Below are 19,649 nucleotides of genomic sequence, written 5' to 3'. Positions count from 1 at the left end.
TCAATCCGCGTCCGTATCGGCGTCAAGGACGACGCCAAGCGCCCCGGCGGGATCAATATTTTCGGCAAGGGCTTTGGAAATTACGATCAGGACATCCTGCTCAGGATCAAAACTGGTTGATATCATGAAACCGGGTTCTGAAGATAACGCAGCGATTTCAACGATCTGGCATTCTGCTGTGCCACATCGTTCGTCTAATTGTCCTACATTTGGCTATTTTGGCTTGACGAAGGGCTGCCATTTCCCCTTTGATATCGGGCAAGATGATTTAAATCATCGTTTGTGATATCGATGGGAGGAATGCATGAAGGCAGCCGTTACGGCTCATCCGCACTATGTTGTCTCGGAAATCGACCCGAGGCTCTACGGATCCTTCATCGAGCATCTGGGGCGGGCAGTTTACACCGGCATCTATGAGCCCGGCCATCCGACAGCGGATGCCAGCGGCATGCGTCAGGACGTCATCGATCTCGTCAGGGAACTCAATGTTCCGATCGTCCGCTATCCCGGCGGCAATTTCGTCTCGGCCTACAATTGGGAAGACGGCATTGGCCCCAAGGAACAGCGCCCAGTGCGCCTCGACCTCGCCTGGCACACATCGGAAAGCAACGAAGTCGGCCTGCATGAATTTGCCGATTGGTGCACCTGCGCCAACACCGAGATGATGCTTGCCGTCAATCTCGGCTCGCGCGGCCTCGACGAAGCCCGCAACCTGCTGGAGTACGCCAACCATCCCGGCGGCAGCAAATGGAGCGACAGGCGCATCGCCAACGGCCGCAAGGAGCCGTTCGACGTCAAGCTCTGGTGCCTCGGCAATGAAATGGATGGCCCCTGGCAGATCGGCCACAAGACCGCGGACGAGTATGGCCGGCTGGCGCATGAGACGGCCAAGGCCATGCGCGCCTTCTCCAAGTCACTCGAGCTGGTGGTCTGCGGCTCTTCGAATGCCAAGATGCCGACCTACCCTGAATGGGAAGCGACGGTTCTCGACCATACCTACAACGAGGTCGACTACATCTCGCTGCACATGTATTTCGACAACGAAGCCAACGACGCTCCGAACTATCTCGCCATGAGCGAAAAGCTCGACGACTACATTGTCTCGGTCGCCGGCGTCATCGAGTATATCAAGGCCAAGAAGCGCTCCAACAAGCAGGTCTACATCTCGTTCGACGAATGGAACGTCTGGTACCATTCCAAGGAGCAGGACAGGAAGATACTCGGCGGCAGCAACGGCTGGCCGTTCGCCCCGCCGTTGCTCGAAGACATCTATAATTTCGAGGATGTGCTGCAGGTCGGCCTGATCCTCAACACCTTCATCCGCCGTTCCGATGTCGTCAAGATCGCCTGCCTGGCACAACTGGTCAATGTCATCGCGCCGATCATGACCGTTCCGAATGGCCCGGCATGGCGGCAGACGATTTTTTATCCCTATCTGTTTGCTTCTAACTATGGTCGCGGCAATGCGCTGGATCTCAAGGTGGAAAGCCCGACCTACAAATCCAGCGTTGCGGGCGACGTCGCTTATGTCGATGTTGCCGGCGTGCACGACAGGCAAACCGGCCACGTCACCTTCTTCGCGGTCAACCGCCATTCGAGCGAGGCAATCGAAACAGTGGTCGACCTCACCGGCTTCGGCGCGGCGGAGATCGTCGACCACCAGGTGATGGCACACGCCGATCTGAAAGCCGTCAATTCGGCCGAAAACCCTGGCAATGTCGGCCCCAGGAAGGGTGAGGGCGCCTCGCTCGCCGGCGGCAAGCTGAGCCTGTCACTGCCGGCCTATTCCTACCAGGTCATACGCCTGAGACTCTGAGTTCAGGCGGATCATCGAGAAAGCGCAAACGCTGAGGAGGAGCGTCGACGTGACGGCCGATATCGAGATCAGGAACGTGAGCAAGCAGTTCGGTGCCATGACGGTGCTGGATCATCTGTCGCTCTCCATAAGGGCACGCGAATTCATCGTGTTCCTGGGCCCGTCCGGCTGCGGAAAATCGACGCTTCTTCGAATGATTGCCGGGCTCGAAGCTGTCGATAGCGGCGAGATTGCCATCAACAACGAGCGCATCGATCATCTGCCACCGGGCAAGCGCGGCATTGCCATGGTGTTCCAGTCCTATGCGCTTTATCCGCATATGACGGTGCGCGACAACATGGCCTTCGGGCTTGCGAATATCGGCGTACCAGGCAAGGTCATCGAGGCGCGCATCAACGAAGCCGCCCGCATCCTCGAAATGCCGCATCTGCTCGATCGCAAGCCGGGCCAGCTCTCCGGCGGCCAGCGCCAGCGCGTCGCCATCGGCCGTGCGATCGTCAAGGAGCCGAAGGCCTTTCTGTTCGACGAGCCGCTTTCCAATCTCGATGCGGCGTTGCGCACCCGCACCCGCATCGAGCTTGCCCAGCTTCACCAGCGGCTGCAATCGACGATGATCTTCGTCACTCATGACCAGGTCGAGGCCATGACGCTGGCCGACCGCATCGTCGTCATGAACAATCGCAAGATCGACCAGATCGGTACGCCGATGGAGATCTACGAACGCCCGGCGACCAAATTCGTCGCGGGTTTCGTCGGCGCGCCGGCGATGAACTTCGTCGATGCGACGCTTGACAGATCCGGCGAGAACGCCACGGCCAGGTTTGCGGACGGCGTCTCGGTGCAGACCGAGATCGCCTCCAGCCAACTGACCGATGGCAAGTACACTTTCGGCATCCGTTCTGAAGACGTGCGCATCGTTGCCGCCGGACAGGGCAATGCCGGCGGCGTGGTCGATGTGCTCGAGCGGCTCGGCGAACGCACCCTGATCTACGCGCGGCTGGGCGATGGCCAGCAGATCGTCGGCTCGGATGCCGGCAACAGCCGCGTCGCCGTCGGCGACAGAATCGGGCTCGCCTTTGACGGCCAGAAATCGCATCTGTTCAACGAGACCGGCCGCGCCTGGCATGCGAGGGAGGCCTGAGATGGCTGACCGGCTGGCGATGTCCCCAACCGCGACACTTGCTGTCGGCGTCAGAGCCCCTACCGCCGACATCTATGCGCCGCAATGGCGAAACGTCATTTTCGTTGCGCCATTCTTGTTCTTCTTCACCACGCTGCTGCTCTTCCCGCTGCTCTGGGGGATGTGGCTGAGTTTCCACAAGGCCGACACGTTCTCGTCCGGAAATTTTGTCGGTCTCGGCAATTACGCCAGGCTGTATCACGACAAGGTCTTCCTGCAATCGATCTGGAACACCTTCTATTTCGTGCTTCTGACGGTGCCGACGCTGGCGCTGATCGGCCTTTTCCTGGCGCTTTGCCTCAACCGCCGCACGCGCACTGCCGCGGTTTTGCGGACGCTGTTCTTTTCCTCGTCGGTGCTGTCGGTCACCATCGTCACGCTGATCTGGCGCATCGTCTTCATTCCGAATGTCGGCCTGTTGTCGACGATCTACGGATGGTTCGGCGCAACGGCTCCGGCCTTCATTTCCGACCCCAGCCTTGCGATGATCGGCATCGCCATTGCCACCATCTGGTGGTGCATCGGCCTGCCGATGATGCTCTTTCTCTCGGCGCTCCAGCAGATTCCACAGGATATTTACGAGGCGGCAGCGCTGGACAATGCCAATCGCTGGCAGACGCTACGCTCGATCACGCTGCCGTCGATCAAGCGGACCTTCATCCTGGTGATCATCATCCAGATCGTGCTGCAATTCCAGCTGTTCGGCCAGGCCTGGCTGATGACGCGCGGCGGTCCGAACAACCTGACCAAGCCGATCGTGCTCTACATCTACGATACCGCATTCCGTCGCTGGGATCTCGGCCTGGGCGCCGCCGCATCGGAAATCCTGTTCATCCTCATCCTGGTCGCGGCCATGGCCCAGTACCTGGTGACACGCAGCAGGGGAGACCAGGCATGAGCGCCACAGCAGCTTCCATCAAGGGCCGGGCATTTGGCGACCATTTGTTATTGGCCCTGGTCATCCTGCTTTCGATCGTCATGATCGCGCCGGTTCTGTGGGTCATCGGCCTGTCACTCAAGGACAATACGGAGCTGATGGCCGATCCGAATTCGGTGTTTCACGCGCCCTATACGCTGAAGAACTACATCAACACCGTCGGCACCTCGTCGGTGTTCATCTGGGTGCGCAACAGCATCATCGTCTCGGGCGGATTGACGCTCGGCACGTTGATCCTGTCATCGCTCGCCGGCTACGGCTTTGCACGGCTGAATTTCCCCGGCCGAGACGTGCTGTTCGTGATCGTGCTGTTCGGCCTGGCGGTCCCGGAACAGGCCGTGCTTGTCGCCCGTCACCAGATCTTCAGCATGCTGAAGTTCCACAACACCTATCAAGGGCTCATTCTGCCGGGCCTTTCGGCTCCGTTCGGTGTCTTCCTGATGACCCAGTATTTCAAGGCCATCCCGAAGGAGTTGGACGAAGCCGCCATGCTCGATAACGCCAGCCGGCTCAGAATTTTCTGGAAGGTGCTTCTGCCGCTCACGCTGCCTGCGCAGGCGACGCTCGGCATCTTCACCTTTCTCGGCGCCTGGAATGACTACTTCTGGCCGCTGATTTCGGCGACGAGGAAGGACATGTTCACGCTGACGGTCGGCATGGCCTCGACCCAGACCAACTTCGCCCAGTCCGAAGGCATCGGCTTCCTGATGGCGCAGGCGGTGTTCGCCGGTGCACCGATCCTGATCGTCTACCTGTTCTTCCAGAAATACATCGTCACGGCAGTCTCCGGCGCTGCGGTGAGATAACGAAGATTGCCTGACGGCCGGGGGAATGCGCAGCAATTGAAGCACGAAAGCCAATCCAGGGTGGAGCGGCGGAAACTCAGTAGGAGGAACTGATATGAAACTGAAGAAAATACTGTTTGCCGCAGTCTCTGCGGGCGCAATGATGCTCGCAAGTCCAAGCTTCGCGGCCACGGAGCTGAGCGTGCAGCGCTTTTTCGGCGCCTGCGATGCCGATTTCGGCACCAACACCGATGCCACCAAGGCCGTTGGCGAATGCGGCATCATCACCTCGCTAATCAACAAGTTCAACGCCGACAATCCCGATGTCCATGTCAACGTCACCACCGTGGAATGGCCCGGCTATGATCAGCTGACCGCGCAGTTCGCTTCAGGCGACGCTCCGGACATCGTCACGATCCATGAATCCGTACTGTCGGATTATCAGTCGAAGGGCCTGTTGATGCCGCTCGACGATCTCTTGAAGTCGGTCGGCGTGACACCCGACGCCTTCACCGACGCGGCACGCAATGGCGCCACCAAAGACGGCAAGGTCTATGGCCTGCCGATCGACAGCTGGACGATGCTCTATCACGTCAACATGGATCTTTTCAAACAAGCCGGCCTCGTCAATGCCGACGGCACGCCGATTTTTCCAAAGTCGCCCGAGGAACTGCTCGCCCAGGCCGAACAGTTCAAGCAGAAGACGGGCAAGCCTTATTTCGTTCAGAACCTGACCAATGAGACTGCACTCTACACACGCAACCTCTACACCTATCTTTTCCAGCAGGATTCCGATTTCTTTGCCGATCCGAAGCACGTGAAGTTGAATACGCCGGAAGCCAAGAAGGTCGTCGAGATGTACAAGGCGATCTTCGAGAAGGGCTACACCACCAAGGATCTCGATTATGGCGGCTCGATAAACGCCTTCCTTGCCGGCGAGGGTGGCGTCCACCTTAACGGCACCTGGGTGGTCGGCGATTACAACGCCCAGTCCGAGACCAAGGGTACGGCGCTCAACAAGGGCGGCTATGCGGTCTATCCGTATCCGCAGCTGTTTGGCGGCGCCCATGCGCAATATGCCGACGGCCACACTTGGGCCGTTTCGCAGAAAGACCGCACGCCTGAACAGATCGCGGCCATCGGTAAATTCCTGAAGTTCTTCGCCGACAACGACTTCGAATGGTCACGCACCGGTCACCTGCCGGCCTATAAGGCCGTCATCACCTCGGACGCCTTCAAGGCCCTGCCGCATCGCAACACGATCTCTGCGGTCGCCGATCTCGGCAGGCCGCTGCCGTCCGCCGTACAGCGTCAGTTTGCGATCCAGGACATTATCGGCGAAGAGATGAGTGCAGCAATCAGTGGCCAGAAGGACGTCGACACCGCCCTTGCCGACATGGAAAGCCGCGTCAACGAATTGCTCGCCAACATTTGATCACGGGTTTCGAAAGGCCCCTCCCAAGGCCCCCCGCGGCTGGAAACGGCCGCGGGTTTTTGGTGAGGCAGTGATTTTTGTGAGGCAGTGATTATTGTCCTCGAATTGCGCGCGACTTGCCGGTGGCGACCGGGTCAAACACGCCAACCACGGCGCCGCAACCTCGGCAGCAGCCGACGCAAGCCCTGGCCGGAGGATTCGGTTAGAGCGGTTCCTGATTTGACGGAATCGAAGGGGATTCCGGATCAGTCGGTTTTGTGATTCAAGATGCTGGCTGGAGTGGAGGCCAGCATCGGATGACGCGACCTCTTTCGGATGATCTTCGCGAACGTGTTGTAGCGGCGGTTTTGGGTGGCGAGAGCCGCCGGTCGGCCGCGAAACGGTTCGGCATTTCGGTTTCGGCGGCGGTGAAGTTGTTGCAGCGCCATCGGGCGACTGGCTCGGTTGCGCCTGGCAAGATGGGCGGACATCGCAAGAGGGTGCTGGAGCCGCACCGTGCCTTCATCGAGGCGCGTGTGCGAGACGCCGCATCTGACACTGCATGGTCTGAAGGATGAGTTGGCCGCACGCGGGGTCAAGGTCTCGCACAACGCGGTCTGGATGTTCTTGAGGCGCGAGGGCCTGAGCTTCAAAAAAAACGCTGTTCGCCCTTGAGCAGGCGCGCGCTGATATTGCCCGCAGGCGTCAGCGATGGCGCTCTTGGCAGGCCGGCCTCGATCCGCAGCATCTGGTCTTCATCGACGAGACCTGGATCAAGACCAACATGGCTCCGCTGCGCAGTTGGGGGCCGAAGGGCGAGCGGCTGCGCGGCTTGGCCCCGCACGGCCACTGGCGCACGCTGACCTTCCTCGGCGCGCTGCGCTGCGATAGGCTCGCGGCACCTTGCGTCTTCGACGGGCCAATCAACGGCCAATGCTTCCGCGCCTATGTCGAGCAGCAGCTCATCACCGTGCTGAAACCCGGCGACATCGTCGTCATGGATAATCTGGGAAGTCATAAGTCGGCGGCCATCAGGCAGATGATCAAGGCGGCCGGCGCCAGGCTTTGGTACCTACCGCCCTACTCCCCAGACCTCAATCCGATCGAGCAGGCCTTTGCCAAAATCAAACACTGGATGCGCCAAGCTCAGAAACGTACCGTCGAGGACACTTGGCGCCACATCGGCCACCTCGTTGAAACGATCGAGGCAACCGAATGCAACAACTACTTCGCAAACGCCGGCTACGCTTCCATCAAAACGTGAAAGGCTCTAGAACGCCGCGGCCATGGGCATTGCGACCTTGTTGGGGATCTGGATGTCGATCTCCAATCTCGACGTCGTTTCGCCGTGATCCATGCTCACCTGCAGGAAATCCTGGTCGACCTGAACATGCCGGGCGATCACCGCCATGATCTCCTCGCGCAACACCGAGACGAGATCGGGCTGGTTGCGGCTTCGACGCTCGTAAGCCAACAGCAGTTGCAAGCGCTCGCGCGCCACCGGCGCGCTGCCGCGGCGCTTGAAGATATCGAGCAGGTTCATGCTGCCCTCCTTCCCAACAGCCGGTCGAGGAGGCCCCTCCGCTCGAAAGGCAGAATGACCGGCAGGTCCTCGCCCTCGAGTCTTCTTGCCGCGTCGATATAGGCGCGTGCGGCGGGGTTGGTGTTTTCGCTGAGCGTAACCGGCGCGCCCACATTGGATGCGCGCAGCACGTCCTGGCTCTCGGGAATTATTCCCAGCAAGGGCGTCGACAGGATCTCGAGCACGTCATCGATGCTGAGCATCTCGCCGCGGGCAGCGCGCGCAGCATCGTAGCGCGTGACGAGCACGTGTTTGGCAATCGATTCACCCTGCTCGGCTTTCATCGTTCTGGAGTCGAGCAGGCCGATGATGCGATCGGAATCGCGGACCGAGCTCACTTCCGGGTTGGTGACGATTACCGCCTCGTCGGCAAAGCGCATGGCAAGTTGCGCGCCCCGCTCTATGCCGGCGGGACTGTCGCAGAAGACGTAGTCGAAAACCGAGCGCAGCTTGTCGATGACATCGGCGACGCCTTCCTCGGTGAGAGCATCCTTGTCGCGCGTTTGTGAGGCCGGCAGCAGGAACAGCGTGTCGAGTCGCTTGTCACGGATCAGCGCCTGCGAAAGCTTGGCGGTTCCCTGAATGACGTTGACGATATCGAAAACAACGCGCCGCTCGGCACCCATGATCAGATCGAGGTTGCGCAGGCCGACGTCGAAATCGACGAGAGCCACCCGCTTGCCGGTTTTCGCGACCGCGGCGCCGAGAGCGGCCGTCGAGGTCGTCTTGCCGACACCCCCTTTGCCGGATGTGACAACCACTACCTTGCCCATATTTGTGCCTCCAATGTTGTTAGTTGAGCGGTGCGACGCAAAGTGCGCCGTCCTCGAGAAAGGCCTGTACCGGCCTTCCTCGCGAGGAGGCGTCCATCTCCTCGGCAGTGCGGTACCAGCCGTCCACCGCCAGAAGTTCGGCTTCGTTTTTCCGGCAAAAGATGCGAGCCGCGGAATTTCCCGTGGCGCCGGCGAACGCACGTCCACGCAGCGTGCCGTAGACGTGGATTGATCCTCCGGCGACGATCTCGGAACCGGAACTGACGGAGCCGACAATGACCACATCGCCATCGGGATGAAAGATCGACTGGCCGGAGCGGATCGGTGCCTTGATCATCAATGAGTTCGGCGCCTGCGGTTCTTCCGTCTTGGCCTCAGCGGCGGCCTTCGGGTCCGGCTGCACGTAAAGCGCATCAGCGGTGGCCTCCTTGGCGCCAACGAGGAGCGGCGGCAGATCGGCATCGAGCGCTACATTGCCATCGGCCTCGATCGCGTAGATGCGAATCCCGCGCTCCGCGAGCTGTAAGACCAGATCCCGCATCTCGCCCACCTCGGGCTTGAGTATATTCAGATCGAGCACGACCGGGCGGCCGGCAAAGAAGCCGGGGGAGTTTTCGGTCCAGTGATCGAGGCTTTGCAGCCATTCCCCTAGCGGGGCCTCAGGGGTGAGGGTGAAGGCTACAAACGAGCGCGCTCGAAAGCGTATGGACTTGTTTTGAATGGGAGCGACGCAGGTCACAGAGGCGAGTCCTTACTGATTGGTTAAGGCTAGCCCGGCATGGTTAACGAAAAGTTAATGGCGGCTTTCCGAGGCGTTGGCGGAGGCATTCTTTTTGTCCCTGATCGTCCCGGCGGCGCCCTGCTTCCGGTGCACGACGAGGTCCTCCTCGCGGCTGCCTGGAGGCGCCTCCAGTTCACGAGGTCGGCCGACCGGTATATTGTTGCCGGAACGCCGGGCCTATTAAGGAGTTATCGATTTGACAAGCGTTGCCAGGGGACCTGTCGCGGATCGCGGTCGCGCTGCCTATGACCTTGGCGCGACCGCCATCTTTGCTTCCAAATCAGACCCGCGCTTTCACTATTGCCTGTATGTGCCTCCCGCGGTTGGGGAAGGGGCCAAAGTCGATCTGATGGTCGCTGTCCATGGCACCGGCCGCACCTCTTTTCTTGGATTCCGCGACGCGTTTTCCGAGTTCGGACGCTGGAACGGCTGCGCCGTTTTGTGTCCGCTGTTTCCAATCGGCGTTCTCGGGGATGATGCCCGCAGCGGGTACAAATATTTGCTCGAGGGCAACATACGCTACGATCAGGTGCTGCTCGCCATGGTTGAGGAGGTCAGCGCCAAATACAGTCAGGATTGGAGCCGCTTTGCCATGTTCGGATTTTCCGGCGGCGGACATTTCACGCATCGTTTTGCTATCCTGCATCCCGACAGGCTCTGGGCGGCCTCAATCGGCGCGCCAGGCTCGGTGACCTTGCTCGATCCGACGCATGACTGGTGGGTGGGCATTCGCGATCTGCCGGAGAAGTTCGGCATCACCTTCGATGCCGCAGCGCTGGCAAAAGTGCCTTTCCAGATGATCGTCGGCGGCGCTGACCTGGAGACTTGGGAAATCACTCATGTCCAAGGCAGCACCCATTGGATGCCAGGCGCCAACGATGCCGGGCGAACACGGCCGGAACGCCTCGTGGCATTGTGTCGATCGTTCGAGGAGGCGGGGGCGCGCGTGCGCTTCGATTTGCTGCCAGGCATATCTCATGAACGGGACGCGGTTCTCGATTCGGTCAAGGATTTCCTTGCCCAACAACTCAAGGAACGAGGAAACGTCTCACGATGAATTCGTTGCGCCCCAGCCCGTGAAGAGATTATCGCAATCAAAGCCCGACTACGTCGACCGCATCCAACGCCGATTTGCTGCCAGTGCGTAACGACTAGAGCAACGCTTCGTATTGATTGCCAATCTTGTCGACTGTGAAATCCACCGCCCTGTTTTTCAGCACGGCAGCAGGGGTGGGGTGGTCCAGCGTCTCGGCCATCGCCTTCGCCAGGGCCGCGGCGTCACCGATCGGCACCAAGGTGCCGAAGCGGCCGTCACCGAGTATTTCGCGCGGGCCGTGCGGAGCATCGGTGGAGATTACGGGGACACCGGCGGCCATGGCCTCGACCAAGACGTTGCCAAAGCCTTCGCTCGTGGATGTAAGGACGAACAGATCGGCTGCGGCGTAACAGGCTGCGGGATCGTTGACGTAGCCGGCAAAGAGTACGTCCTGGCCAATGCCGATCTGCTCGGCACAGGCGTGCAATTCGGCAGCCAGCGGACCTTCGCCGAAGATGACAAGCCGGGCAGGGCGGCCGGCGCGCAGGGCAGCGAAGGCCCGCAGCAAAGTCCGGTGGTCCTTGACCGGCACCAGGCGTCCCGCGGTGGCGATGACCGGGCCATCGCCCATCGCCGCCAACGCTGCCTGCCAGGCATAGGAATTCCTCTGCGGTGCTACAGCTGGCGGCAGCGGGTTATTGATGACGACAACCTTCGATTCGGGGAAGCCTCGGGCGATGATGTCACGGCCGACACCCGCCGAAACGGCGATGGCTTTGGTTGCGCGCGCTGCAACCAGCGCGGAAAGCCAGATCGCCAGCCTGGCGCCGAGGCCGCTGGCAGGCAGCGAGGCCGCGGCATGGAAGCTTGGAAAGAATTTTGCCCGGCTTCTGGCCAACATGAGTGACAGCGCCATCACCAGATTGGCGAATTCCGGGGCGCTATAGACCGCATCAGGATCAAGGCGGCGGAACAAATTTGCGCTTCGCACGATGCCTTTCAGCGTCGCCGACTTGGCGTAACCCTCGCCGCGCAAGGGAAGGCCGAAGTCGACCAGATGCACGGCAGCGGAACGCAGCGCGGCGTTAGGGCCTTCCGCGTTCCAGGTAAAAAGCGTGACCTCGTGGCCACGCGATGCCAGTTCATTTGCCATCAGGACGAAAACACGTTCGGCGCCCCCGCCCCTCAGGCTGGCGATGTGGAAAACGATGCGCTTCACCATGCCTTGCTTCAGGCTCGGCTGGCGGCAACGCCTGATCGGGTCGGCGGCCGGCGCATGTCGCGGATGATGCCCATGCCGATGGCCAGCAGCATCCCCAGGGCAAAGCCTGCGAACGCTCCGGCGCCTGCCACCAGGGCAGTGCGCGGGGGCCATGAGCGCGCGGGCGGGGGCACCGCGGTCGAAATCACCTGTACGTTTGTGGTGTCGATCTGCTCGCGCTCGCTGATTTGGCGCGCACGTGACAGGAAGCTCTCATAGACCGCTCTCTTGGACGCGGCATCGCGTTCAAGTTCACGCAGGGCGACCTCGGATTCGCTGTCGGTGAATACATTGCCCTTCAGATCGTTCATCCGGGCGTTGAGAGAAGCCAACGAGGCCCGGGCCTTGTCCAGGCTGGCCTTTGCCGTGCCGACGGTGCGGGAGAACTCGGCCCGGAGTTGCGAGTTGACGGTCTCGAGTTCCGTCCTGAGCCTGACAATCGTCGGGTGGCGCGGACCGAAGGTCATCGACTGTGAGTCGATCTGCTGCCGCAGGCTGTTTGACCTGTCGCGCAGCGCAGCGAGCGCTTCCGAAACCGTGGGGTCGGGATTGGCCCCGTTGATACCGGAGGCAACCAGGGCGTCGTAGCTTGCCTGCGCGGCGATGACACGCGATTGCGCATCGACGATTTCGCCATTGAGCTGCGTCAGCGTCTGCGAACTGACGAGCTGGCCATTGCTGGACGACAGGTTGTGGCTGCGCCTGTAGCTCTCGACCTTCTCTTCGGCTGCCTGCACGTCGCTCTTGAGTTGGCCAAGCCGGCTGTCAAGGGCAGCCGCGGCACGGCTGGCGCCGGCAGCTTCGGCCTTAGCCAGTTCTTCCTGGAAGTTTTTGACTATGGCCTGCGAGATCAGGATCGCCTTGGCGGTGGTTTCCGCAGATACCGAGAGGGTTGTGACAAATGAGGTCGGATCCGCGATGGCGTCTACCCGGTCCGCCAGGTTCTTCAAGGCGATGAGCCTCGGGTCGGGCTTCGCCACAGCGCCGGACGAGGATGTGCTCCGGTCCGGATCGAAAAACTCCGGATCGTGAGTCAGATTCAGTTCGTCCACCACACGGGAAAGCACGTTGCCCGAGGTCAGGATGCGCTGCTTGCTGCGCGTGCTGAGCAGCTGGCTATCGACCTGGCCCGGTTGCGAGTAGAGGTCGTTTTCCACAACCTGCAAATTGGATGGGTTGATGAGGACCTCGGTCGTGACGGTGTAACGCTGCTTGCTCAGCAATGCATAGGCGCCGCCGACAATGCCGCCGATTACCGCCAGCATGAAGGCCAGGGCGAGGCCGGCCCGCAGCCAGACGAACAGGCGTCGAAAATCGAGCTCGAGGAAATCGCCGATCTTGTCCAGGGTCACCGTTGCGACAGGCTCTGGAGGTTGCGGCGTCACCGGCGCGGAGCTTAGCCCCGCGACTGGGCCATGCTGTTGCAGCAATGCCCTGCGCCGTGCATTGGCGATACGCTCGAATGCACTGTTATTGGAAGCCGTCGCGGAGATAGGGGGTGTGCCGGAACCGGCAGACATGGTGACAACCCTTGTTAAATCATTACGCTTGGCCTGCTCTACAGAAACATCGTTAACATCTTATTTTCCAAGTTGGCCCATTTTACCGCTCTCGCTGTCCGTCCGGCGGACGTTGAAGGGGTCTCGTTGCCCGGAATGCTGTTTGAATACCTTCACCTGGATGGGCCATGAGCTATCCCGCTGCCGCATCGGAACGATTGTTGCCCAGTCGAGCGCGCCGTGAGAACGCGCTGTCGCTGCTGTTTTTCCTATGCGCCGCCTTCGCGCTCCTGCTTCGCTTTACGGTGTCGCCGCAGGTGATGAACATGGTCGTCGACTATACGGCCCAGGGGGGCTCGTTCTACGAGAAGCTGCATTTCGGCACCTATGCGATCTTCCTGGTCCTTGCCGTCGTTCTTTTCAGCCGACCGTTTCTGCTGCAGGGCGACGAAATTGGGATATTCAAAGCGTTGATTCGCTTTTCGGTGCTGATGTTCGCGCTGGTGCCCTATCTGTTCGTCACCGGCCGTGCGGGCTCCTCCGGGTTCATCATCGATTCTTATCTGGTGGCCGGCGCCGCAGGCCTGTTGATGCTGGCCTTGAACGCGGAAGTGCGGCGGGCGTTGGGCGACGTCGTGCTTGGAATGGTGATCCTCAGCGCTGTGCTCGGCACGATCGAAGCGGTGACTCAACATCGATTTATGCCTTACGGTCTCAACGAACTGCAGTTCAGGCCAATTGGCCTATCGGCGCACCCGCTGGCGCTAGGCGCGCTCTGCGCCACAGCCATCGGATTCGTGCCGCTGACGCGCTGGCGCATATGGGTGCGGGTGGCATCGATTCTCGTGTTGCTCGTCGGTTGTGCTGCGTCAGGCGCCCGCGCCGCCCTGATGCTCGCTGCGGGAGAAACCCTCATTCTGCTGCTGTTCGTGCCTTGGCCGCGCCTGACTCTCAAGCACCAGCGGCAGGCCAAGTCCGTCGTGCTGCTGTTCGCCCTGGTGAGCGGCGCAGTGCTGGTGGCCATACTATTTTCGGGCGGGCTGCTGAATCGATTCGGCAACACGATCTTTGACGAGAATTTCATGGCGCGGGTGACGATCTACCAGATATTCGGACTTGTTAGCTGGAAAGACGTCCTGTTTGGCATGAACGTCGACGACCTCCTGGCGATCGTCAAAGAGAAGCTGCATCTGCCCTATATCGAGAGCGCTCCGGTGGTCATCACCATGCTATTCGGCTTGCCGATAGCTGTGCTCTTCATAGTGCTGGTATTCTGGTTCATTTTTCGGCTGCTGCGCGCGGCGCCGCTGCCAGCATGGATCGGCACCATGACATTCCTGCTTGCTGCGCTGTCGAACAACGCGCTCTCGTCAAAAGCGCCGGATATTACGACTATCGTGGTGTTGCTGCTTGCCTATAGAAACGTGCCGTATAGAAACCAGCCGAAGAGCACGTCTTCGACCGCTGTCGCATCCGAGCCGAAACTGGATCGGCTTGGATAAGCGCAGGCTCCAGACGCATCAGCCGGCGCTATCCACAACCTCGACATTGCCTGCGCGATTGAGCGTGTGGATGCCCGCCCGCGCCCACGCCGGTCCTGGGCCGATCGGGTGGGGCGGTGCAAACAGGACATCGAAGTCGTCAAGGCGATCCAACCGCATCAATCCCAGGCCGCCGCCATAGGCTCTAGACCCGTTTTGCACGGGCAGTAGCAAAGCGTCGCCCTGGCGGATGAAAGCGCCGCCCGGCCGAGTGGCCGAGTGATCGACGGCGACGGGATTGAGCGCGTGCGCAGCCCACGGCCCACGCAGCGCCGGGGCGGAATAGACGGCCATCGTGTCGGACGCGCTACCGTGACCGAACCGCTCAGTCCCCAACAGCCAGAAGCGGCCGTCGGATTCGAGCAGCGTGGCGTCGTTGAAGTCCCTGTCCGTCATCAGCACCGTGTCGCGTACCCAGCGAACCGGAAACTGCACGGCACGGTAGAGCACCACTTCGCGCGCCGTAGCGCTTTCAGGGATCATGAAAATCTCGCCGGAGTGAGCGAACACCTGCGGATATGACAGATGATGCGCTTCCTCCAGCACCACTTTCGGTACGCCGAAAGTGCCGTCGGTGCCAAGTTCAGCGACAGAAATCACCCCGCGGCCGGTGGAGTAGGGAAACTCCTCGACAAACAGAAAATGACGGCCGTCGCGCTCGAGAACGAACGGATCGGCGTAGAAGCGCTGCCCGTCATCGGCAAGCACGGTGAAGGGCTTACCATCCAGCAGTCCGGTTTCGGCGACGCCTGGACCGTCGATCAGCCGATAAGCAACCTGCCAATAGAAGGGACGCCGACCACGTCGCAGTTTTTGCACGGCGCGGTCGACTAACCCCCTGCCGAAAAAGGGCAGATAGTGCCCGATAAATCCGCCTTTCTGCAGGGGCGGCGCCGGGCTCTCGGCAATCGGCGCAAGTTTGCCCGCGGAAAAGCGGGCGACACATTGGGCAATCAGGGAGATGGCGCCGGCGAGCAGGTCGTTGCTGGTTCGGGACAGCCACAACCGGTCGCTGATCATCGGCCGCGCCCTGGCGACGGCAACGCCGTCGAGGCGCGCGGTGAGTTCGGGCAGCCGCCCGCTCGCCAGCATCTCGGTCATGCCTGCGGCAAAGCTGCTTTGGCCGCAAAATTCGAGCGTCAGGACAGGCGTGCCGCGTCGTGCGGCGGTAGCCGTGAGATCGACTATAAGATCGACTGGGCCGGTGTCGCCGGACGGCAACGGCCGGGAACGGCTTGCCAGTGAGGGGCCGAAGCGCCGGCCCTCGAGCGCCAGCACATTATCCATCGTGCGCGCATTGGGTTCAGGCGTCGGCGCGCGGCAACTCGAAACCGCATGTCCAGCCGCACTCAACCGCGCCAGAAGCTCATTTTCCCAGCGCCGGGATGTGTCGGCGTGGCCGATGATTAAAATATTAGTCAATCCAATATATTCTTTTTCAAGACTACTGCCATAGACTACTTGTCAGCCCAACCTTTCACAAGAGTTAAACCGGGAGAACGCGGCCTTGGTTGTTAATCATATATTAAGAATTGAGATCACGAAGGCGCTTTCCGGCGCTATTATGACTCTTGCGGGCAATAGTCGGCATGTCCCGAAGGCTGCAGGCGACCAGGATCAGCGATGAACGTCCTTTCACGTCCAAAACTGCCATCCAGGCAGAAACTGCTGATCGTGTTCGGCACTAGGCCGGAGGCACTCAAATGCTTTCCAGTGGCGCGTGCCGCCCTCGCTCATCCAGGCTTCATCACCGAAATATGCATAACCGCCCAGCATCGTGAAATGGTCGACCAGGTTGTCGAGCTGACCGGCTTGCCTGTGCACCACGATCTCAACATCATGCAACCCGGCCAGTCGCTGTTCGATGTGACCTCGCGCGTGCTCCTGGGCATGGCCGAGGTGTTGGACAAGGCGAAGCCCGATATCATCATGGTACAGGGCGACACCACCACGGCAATGGCCGCGGCTCTTGCTGCCTTCTACAAGCGTATCCCCGTCGCTCATGTCGAAGCAGGATTGCGCAGCCACAACATCAACTCGCCGTTTCCTGAAGAACTGAACCGCAAGATTGCCGGCGACATCGCCACCTGGCATTTTGCGCCGACCGTTCAAGCGCGCGACAATCTCATCGCCGAAGGAAAGGCCGAAAGCACCATTTTCGTGACCGGCAACACGGTGATCGACACGCTGTTGCATTTTTCAAGCGCGATCGATGCCGACAGGCTGATGAACGCGAAGCTCGCTGCCAGCTTCCCCTTCCTCGACCCTTCCAAGAAGATGATCCTCGTCACCGGACATCGCCGCGAGAATTTTGACGGCGGCATCCAGCGCATCTGTACGGCGTTGAAGGGATTGGCGGCGCGGGGAGACGTGCAGATCGTCTACCCTGTCCATCCAAACCCCAATGTGCGCTCGGTGGTCAACGCAGAGCTGGAAGGCGTGCCGAACATCCATCTGGTCGAGCCGCAGGACTATCTGCCGTTCCTGTACCTGCAGAAGCAGAGCTATCTGGTGCTTACCGATAGCGGCGGCGTGCAGGAAGAAGCGCCGTCGCTCGGCAAGCCGGTGCTGGTGATGCGCGAAAATACCGAGCGACCCGAGGGGATCGTGGCCGGCACCGCCCGCCTTGTCGGCACCGATGTCGAAAAAATCCTGTTCAACGCCAATCGCCTGCTCGACGATCAGGCTGCCTATCGCGGCATGGCGGAACGACACAACCCATATGGCGATGGCCGGGCTAGTAACCGGATTGTTGAGGAACTGCTGCATCATGGCTGAAATCAAAACCGTTTCCGTAATCGGCATGGGATATATCGGCCTGCCGACCTGCGCCATTTTCGCCAGCCGCGGGCTCAACGTCATTGGCGTCGATGTCAACGGAGCGGTGGTCGAGAAGGTCAATCGCGGCGAAATCCACATCGTCGAGCCGGACCTTGACGGTCTGATCCAGAAGGTCGTGGCGAACGGCAAGCTCATGGCCTACAGCACGCCGCAGCCGGCGGACGCCTATATCATCGCCGTGCCGACCCCGATGACCCACGATCATAAGCCGGACGTAACCTACGTGCTCGCGGCGGCACGAAGCATCGCCCCCGTGCTGAAGCGCGGAGACCTTGTGGTATTGGAATCGACATCGCCGGTTGGAACCACGCGTATCATGACCGGGCTGCTTGCCGAGTTGCGGCCTGATCTCAAATTTCCTGTCCAGCATGGCGAAGACGCCGATGTGCTGGTCGCCTATTCGCCCGAGCGTGTGCTGCCGGGAAAGGTGCTGACCGAGCTGATCAACAACGATCGCTCGATCGGCGGATTGTCCCGCAAATCGTCGGAGCGGACCGCGGCACTCTATTCAACCTTCGTCACCGGCGACCTGTTCATGACGACGGCCGAAAGTGCTGAGCTGGTGAAACTGACCGAGAACGCGTTCCGCGACGTCAACATCGCCTTCGCCAACGAGCTTGCCGCCGTGTGTCAGGACCTGTCGCTCAATGTCTGGGAAGTGATCGATCTCGCCAATCGGCACCCTCGCGTGAACATCCTCCAGCCGAGCCCGGGCGTCGGCGGTCACTGCATTGCGGTCGATCCATATTTTATCATCGACGCCGCACCCAACAGCACGCGGCTGATGGCTTCGGCACGCCAGATCAATTCCGAGCGGCCGATGTCGGTGGTCAGGGATATCGAGGCCTTGCTCGACCCCTCCCGCAAGCAAACGATCGCCTGTCTTGGCCTCAGCTTCAAAGCCAATATCGACGATCTGCGCGAGAGCCCGGCCGTCGAGGTGGTGAAGCTTCTGTCCGATAACCCCAATGTGAAGATCATTGCGGCTGAACCCAACACAAATGCGCTGCCGCATGAGCTCGAGGGCAGGGGCATCGTGTTCACCGACGCACTTTCGGCCATCGACAAGTCCGATATCGTCGTCCTCCTGGTCGACCATCGGCAGTTCAATCTGGTCGACCCCGAAGCGCTCAAGGACAAGAAGCTCGTCGATACGAGGGGTCTGTGGACGTGGCGCAAGGCACGCAAGCCCGACGCCCGCATCGAAGGCAAGAAACCAGAGGTCGCACAAGTGACGCTTGCAAGGGAGCAGGCCGCATGAACGCGCACGCCCCGGCATGGGCGCAGCATTCCCTGTTGGCATCACGGCGCCGGGAGTTCCTTGGTGCACCGATCCATGCGCTGACCATGGCCGAGACACTGGCCATCGCCGACGAGGCGATGACCCTGGGGCGGCCGCTGCATCATGTGGTCGTGAACGTCGCCAAGCTGGTGACCATGCGCCAGAATGCCGAGCTGCGCGAGGATGTGGCCGGGGCGGACGTGGTCAATGTCGACGGCATCGGCGTGCTTTGGGGTGCACGTCTGTGCGGCGTCGCGCTGCCCGAGCGGGTGGCGGGCGTCGACATCATGATCAATCTGCTGAGCCTCTGCGCGAAGCGTGGATTCAGGCCGTATCTGCTGGGGGCCGAACAGCACGTTCTCGACGCGGTTGTAGTGAGACTTGCCAAGGACCATCCGAGCCTCGTCATAGCGGGAATGCGCAACGGCTATTTCAAGCCGGAGGACGAGGCCGGGATCGTCGCGGCGATCAACGCCTCGGGCGCCGACTGCCTGCTGGTGGCCATGCCAACACCGCGCAAGGAACGCTTTCTCAAACGCTACCGCGATGAACTCGCCTCAAGTTTCGTGATGGGCGTGGGCGGCAGTTTCGACGTCTATGGGGGCAAGGTTGCCCGCGCGCCGAAGCTGATACAAGCGGCCGGCCTGGAGTGGCTGTTCCGCGTCGTCCAGGAGCCGCGACGCTTGTGGCGCCGCTACTACGATACCAACACTGCCTATGCGGGACTGCTGTGCCGGGAGTTCTGGGAGCGTCGCTGGCGCCGAAACGCCGGTTTATAGTTTCGCGTTCCCTCACAAAACAGGCGTTGGCCCTGGGAGCGACGTTCGAACTCCGGAGACTAAGGCCGTGACTTGGAAAACAGCGCTTAACATTGGGTGTCTGAGTGTCACGATCGGAGATGCCGTCTCGGAATCGTTGCCG

General features: G+C 60.8%; 16 protein-coding genes and 2 pseudogenes. 12 read left to right on the top strand and 6 right to left on the bottom strand.

Going from position 1 to position 19,649, the window contains the following annotated elements; all coding sequences use genetic code 11:
* From NKI72_RS26605 to NKI72_RS26575, 7 genes and pseudogenes are all read left to right on the top strand, one after another.
* A pseudogene (locus tag NKI72_RS26605) lies at nucleotides 1-120 on the top strand (transcriptional regulator); the annotation flags it as partial.
* A 184-nt stretch (nucleotides 121-304) separates the two neighbouring features.
* Nucleotides 305-1,816 (top strand): arabinosylfuranosidase ArfA, encoded by a 1,512-nt coding sequence (arfA, locus tag NKI72_RS26600; RefSeq protein WP_352837464.1) that lies wholly within the window; start codon nucleotides 305-307, stop codon nucleotides 1,814-1,816.
* 49 nt (nucleotides 1,817-1,865) lie between these two features.
* Nucleotides 1,866-2,957, top strand: a complete 1,092-nt coding sequence (locus NKI72_RS26595; RefSeq protein WP_352449658.1) for an ABC transporter ATP-binding protein — start codon at nucleotides 1,866-1,868, stop codon at nucleotides 2,955-2,957.
* A 19-nt stretch (nucleotides 2,958-2,976) separates the two neighbouring features.
* On the top strand, nucleotides 2,977-3,894 hold the full coding sequence (locus NKI72_RS26590; RefSeq protein ID WP_502893759.1) for a carbohydrate ABC transporter permease: 918 nt from the start codon (nucleotides 2,977-2,979) through the stop codon (nucleotides 3,892-3,894).
* Nucleotides 3,891-4,739, top strand: a complete 849-nt coding sequence (locus NKI72_RS26585; RefSeq protein WP_352851243.1) for a carbohydrate ABC transporter permease — start codon at nucleotides 3,891-3,893, stop codon at nucleotides 4,737-4,739. Before NKI72_RS26590 ends, NKI72_RS26585 begins: the two co-directional genes overlap by 4 nt.
* A 94-nt stretch (nucleotides 4,740-4,833) precedes the next feature.
* Nucleotides 4,834-6,153 (top strand): ABC transporter substrate-binding protein, encoded by a 1,320-nt coding sequence (locus NKI72_RS26580; protein ID WP_352472497.1) that lies wholly within the window; start codon nucleotides 4,834-4,836, stop codon nucleotides 6,151-6,153.
* Nucleotides 6,154-6,449: 296 nt separating this feature from the next.
* A pseudogene (locus NKI72_RS26575) lies at nucleotides 6,450-7,396 on the top strand (IS630 family transposase).
* 6 nt (nucleotides 7,397-7,402) lie between these two features.
* On the opposite strand, the gene minE reads toward NKI72_RS26575, so the two are convergent.
* From minE to minC, 3 genes are read right to left on the bottom strand one after another with little or no spacing between them, the layout of a single operon-like run.
* The gene (gene minE / locus NKI72_RS26570) at nucleotides 7,403-7,675 is read right to left on the bottom strand and encodes a cell division topological specificity factor MinE (protein WP_023677151.1); all 273 of its coding nucleotides are present in this window, start codon (nucleotides 7,673-7,675) and stop codon (nucleotides 7,403-7,405) included.
* Nucleotides 7,672-8,487 carry a septum site-determining protein MinD gene (gene minD, locus NKI72_RS26565; RefSeq protein WP_352472499.1) on the bottom strand — a complete coding sequence of 272 codons (816 nt, stop codon included), beginning with the start codon at nucleotides 8,485-8,487 and terminating at the stop codon, nucleotides 7,672-7,674. Before minD ends, minE begins: the two co-directional genes overlap by 4 nt.
* Before the next feature lie 19 nt (nucleotides 8,488-8,506).
* Nucleotides 8,507-9,226 carry a septum site-determining protein MinC gene (minC, locus tag NKI72_RS26560; RefSeq protein WP_352472500.1) on the bottom strand — a complete coding sequence of 240 codons (720 nt, stop codon included), beginning with the start codon at nucleotides 9,224-9,226 and terminating at the stop codon, nucleotides 8,507-8,509.
* A 238-nt stretch (nucleotides 9,227-9,464) separates the two neighbouring features.
* On the opposite strand from minC, the gene NKI72_RS26555 reads away from it, so the two are divergent.
* Nucleotides 9,465-10,325 carry an alpha/beta hydrolase gene (locus NKI72_RS26555; protein WP_352851241.1) on the top strand — a complete coding sequence of 287 codons (861 nt, stop codon included), beginning with the start codon at nucleotides 9,465-9,467 and terminating at the stop codon, nucleotides 10,323-10,325.
* Nucleotides 10,326-10,419: 94 nt separating this feature from the next.
* On the opposite strand, the gene NKI72_RS26550 is transcribed toward NKI72_RS26555, so the two are convergent.
* Nucleotides 10,420-11,526: a glycosyltransferase gene (locus tag NKI72_RS26550; RefSeq protein WP_352472502.1), complete on the bottom strand. Its 1,107-nt coding sequence runs from the start codon at nucleotides 11,524-11,526 to the stop codon at nucleotides 10,420-10,422.
* An 8-nt stretch (nucleotides 11,527-11,534) separates the two neighbouring features.
* Entirely contained in the window at nucleotides 11,535-13,085 is a 1,551-nt protein-coding gene (locus NKI72_RS26545) for a GumC family protein (protein ID WP_352832132.1), read from the bottom strand.
* 167 nt (nucleotides 13,086-13,252) lie between these two features.
* Between NKI72_RS26545 and NKI72_RS26540 the strand changes: the two genes are divergently transcribed.
* Nucleotides 13,253-14,566 (top strand): VpsF family polysaccharide biosynthesis protein, encoded by a 1,314-nt coding sequence (locus NKI72_RS26540; protein WP_352832129.1) that lies wholly within the window; start codon nucleotides 13,253-13,255, stop codon nucleotides 14,564-14,566.
* An 18-nt stretch (nucleotides 14,567-14,584) separates the two neighbouring features.
* Here NKI72_RS26540 and NKI72_RS26535 read toward each other — a convergent pair whose 3' ends face one another.
* Entirely contained in the window at nucleotides 14,585-16,027 is a 1,443-nt protein-coding gene (locus NKI72_RS26535) for a glucosamine inositolphosphorylceramide transferase family protein (protein ID WP_352851240.1), read from the bottom strand.
* Between the two features lie 201 nt (nucleotides 16,028-16,228).
* Between NKI72_RS26535 and wecB the strand changes: the two genes are divergently transcribed.
* Genes wecB through NKI72_RS26520 form a run of 3 tightly spaced genes read left to right on the top strand, consistent with a single transcriptional unit; the run spans nucleotide 16,229 to nucleotide 19,507 of the window.
* On the top strand, nucleotides 16,229-17,383 hold the full coding sequence (gene wecB / locus NKI72_RS26530; RefSeq protein WP_352851239.1) for a non-hydrolyzing UDP-N-acetylglucosamine 2-epimerase: 1,155 nt from the start codon (nucleotides 16,229-16,231) through the stop codon (nucleotides 17,381-17,383).
* Entirely contained in the window at nucleotides 17,376-18,707 is a 1,332-nt protein-coding gene (gene wecC, locus NKI72_RS26525) for a UDP-N-acetyl-D-mannosamine dehydrogenase (RefSeq protein WP_352851238.1), read from the top strand. The genes wecB and wecC overlap by 8 nt, the downstream gene beginning before the upstream one ends.
* Complete coding sequence (locus NKI72_RS26520) at nucleotides 18,704-19,507, top strand: WecB/TagA/CpsF family glycosyltransferase (RefSeq protein ID WP_031211886.1); 804 nt, start codon at nucleotides 18,704-18,706, stop codon at nucleotides 19,505-19,507. The genes wecC and NKI72_RS26520 overlap by 4 nt, the downstream gene beginning before the upstream one ends.
* The last annotated feature ends 142 nt before the right edge of the window (nucleotides 19,508-19,649 follow it).

The sequence above is a fragment of the Mesorhizobium sp. M0437 genome (assembly GCF_040321335.1).
Taxonomy (GTDB): Bacteria; Pseudomonadota; Alphaproteobacteria; order Rhizobiales; family Rhizobiaceae; genus Mesorhizobium.
This window is presented reverse-complemented; position numbering and strand designations above follow the sequence as displayed.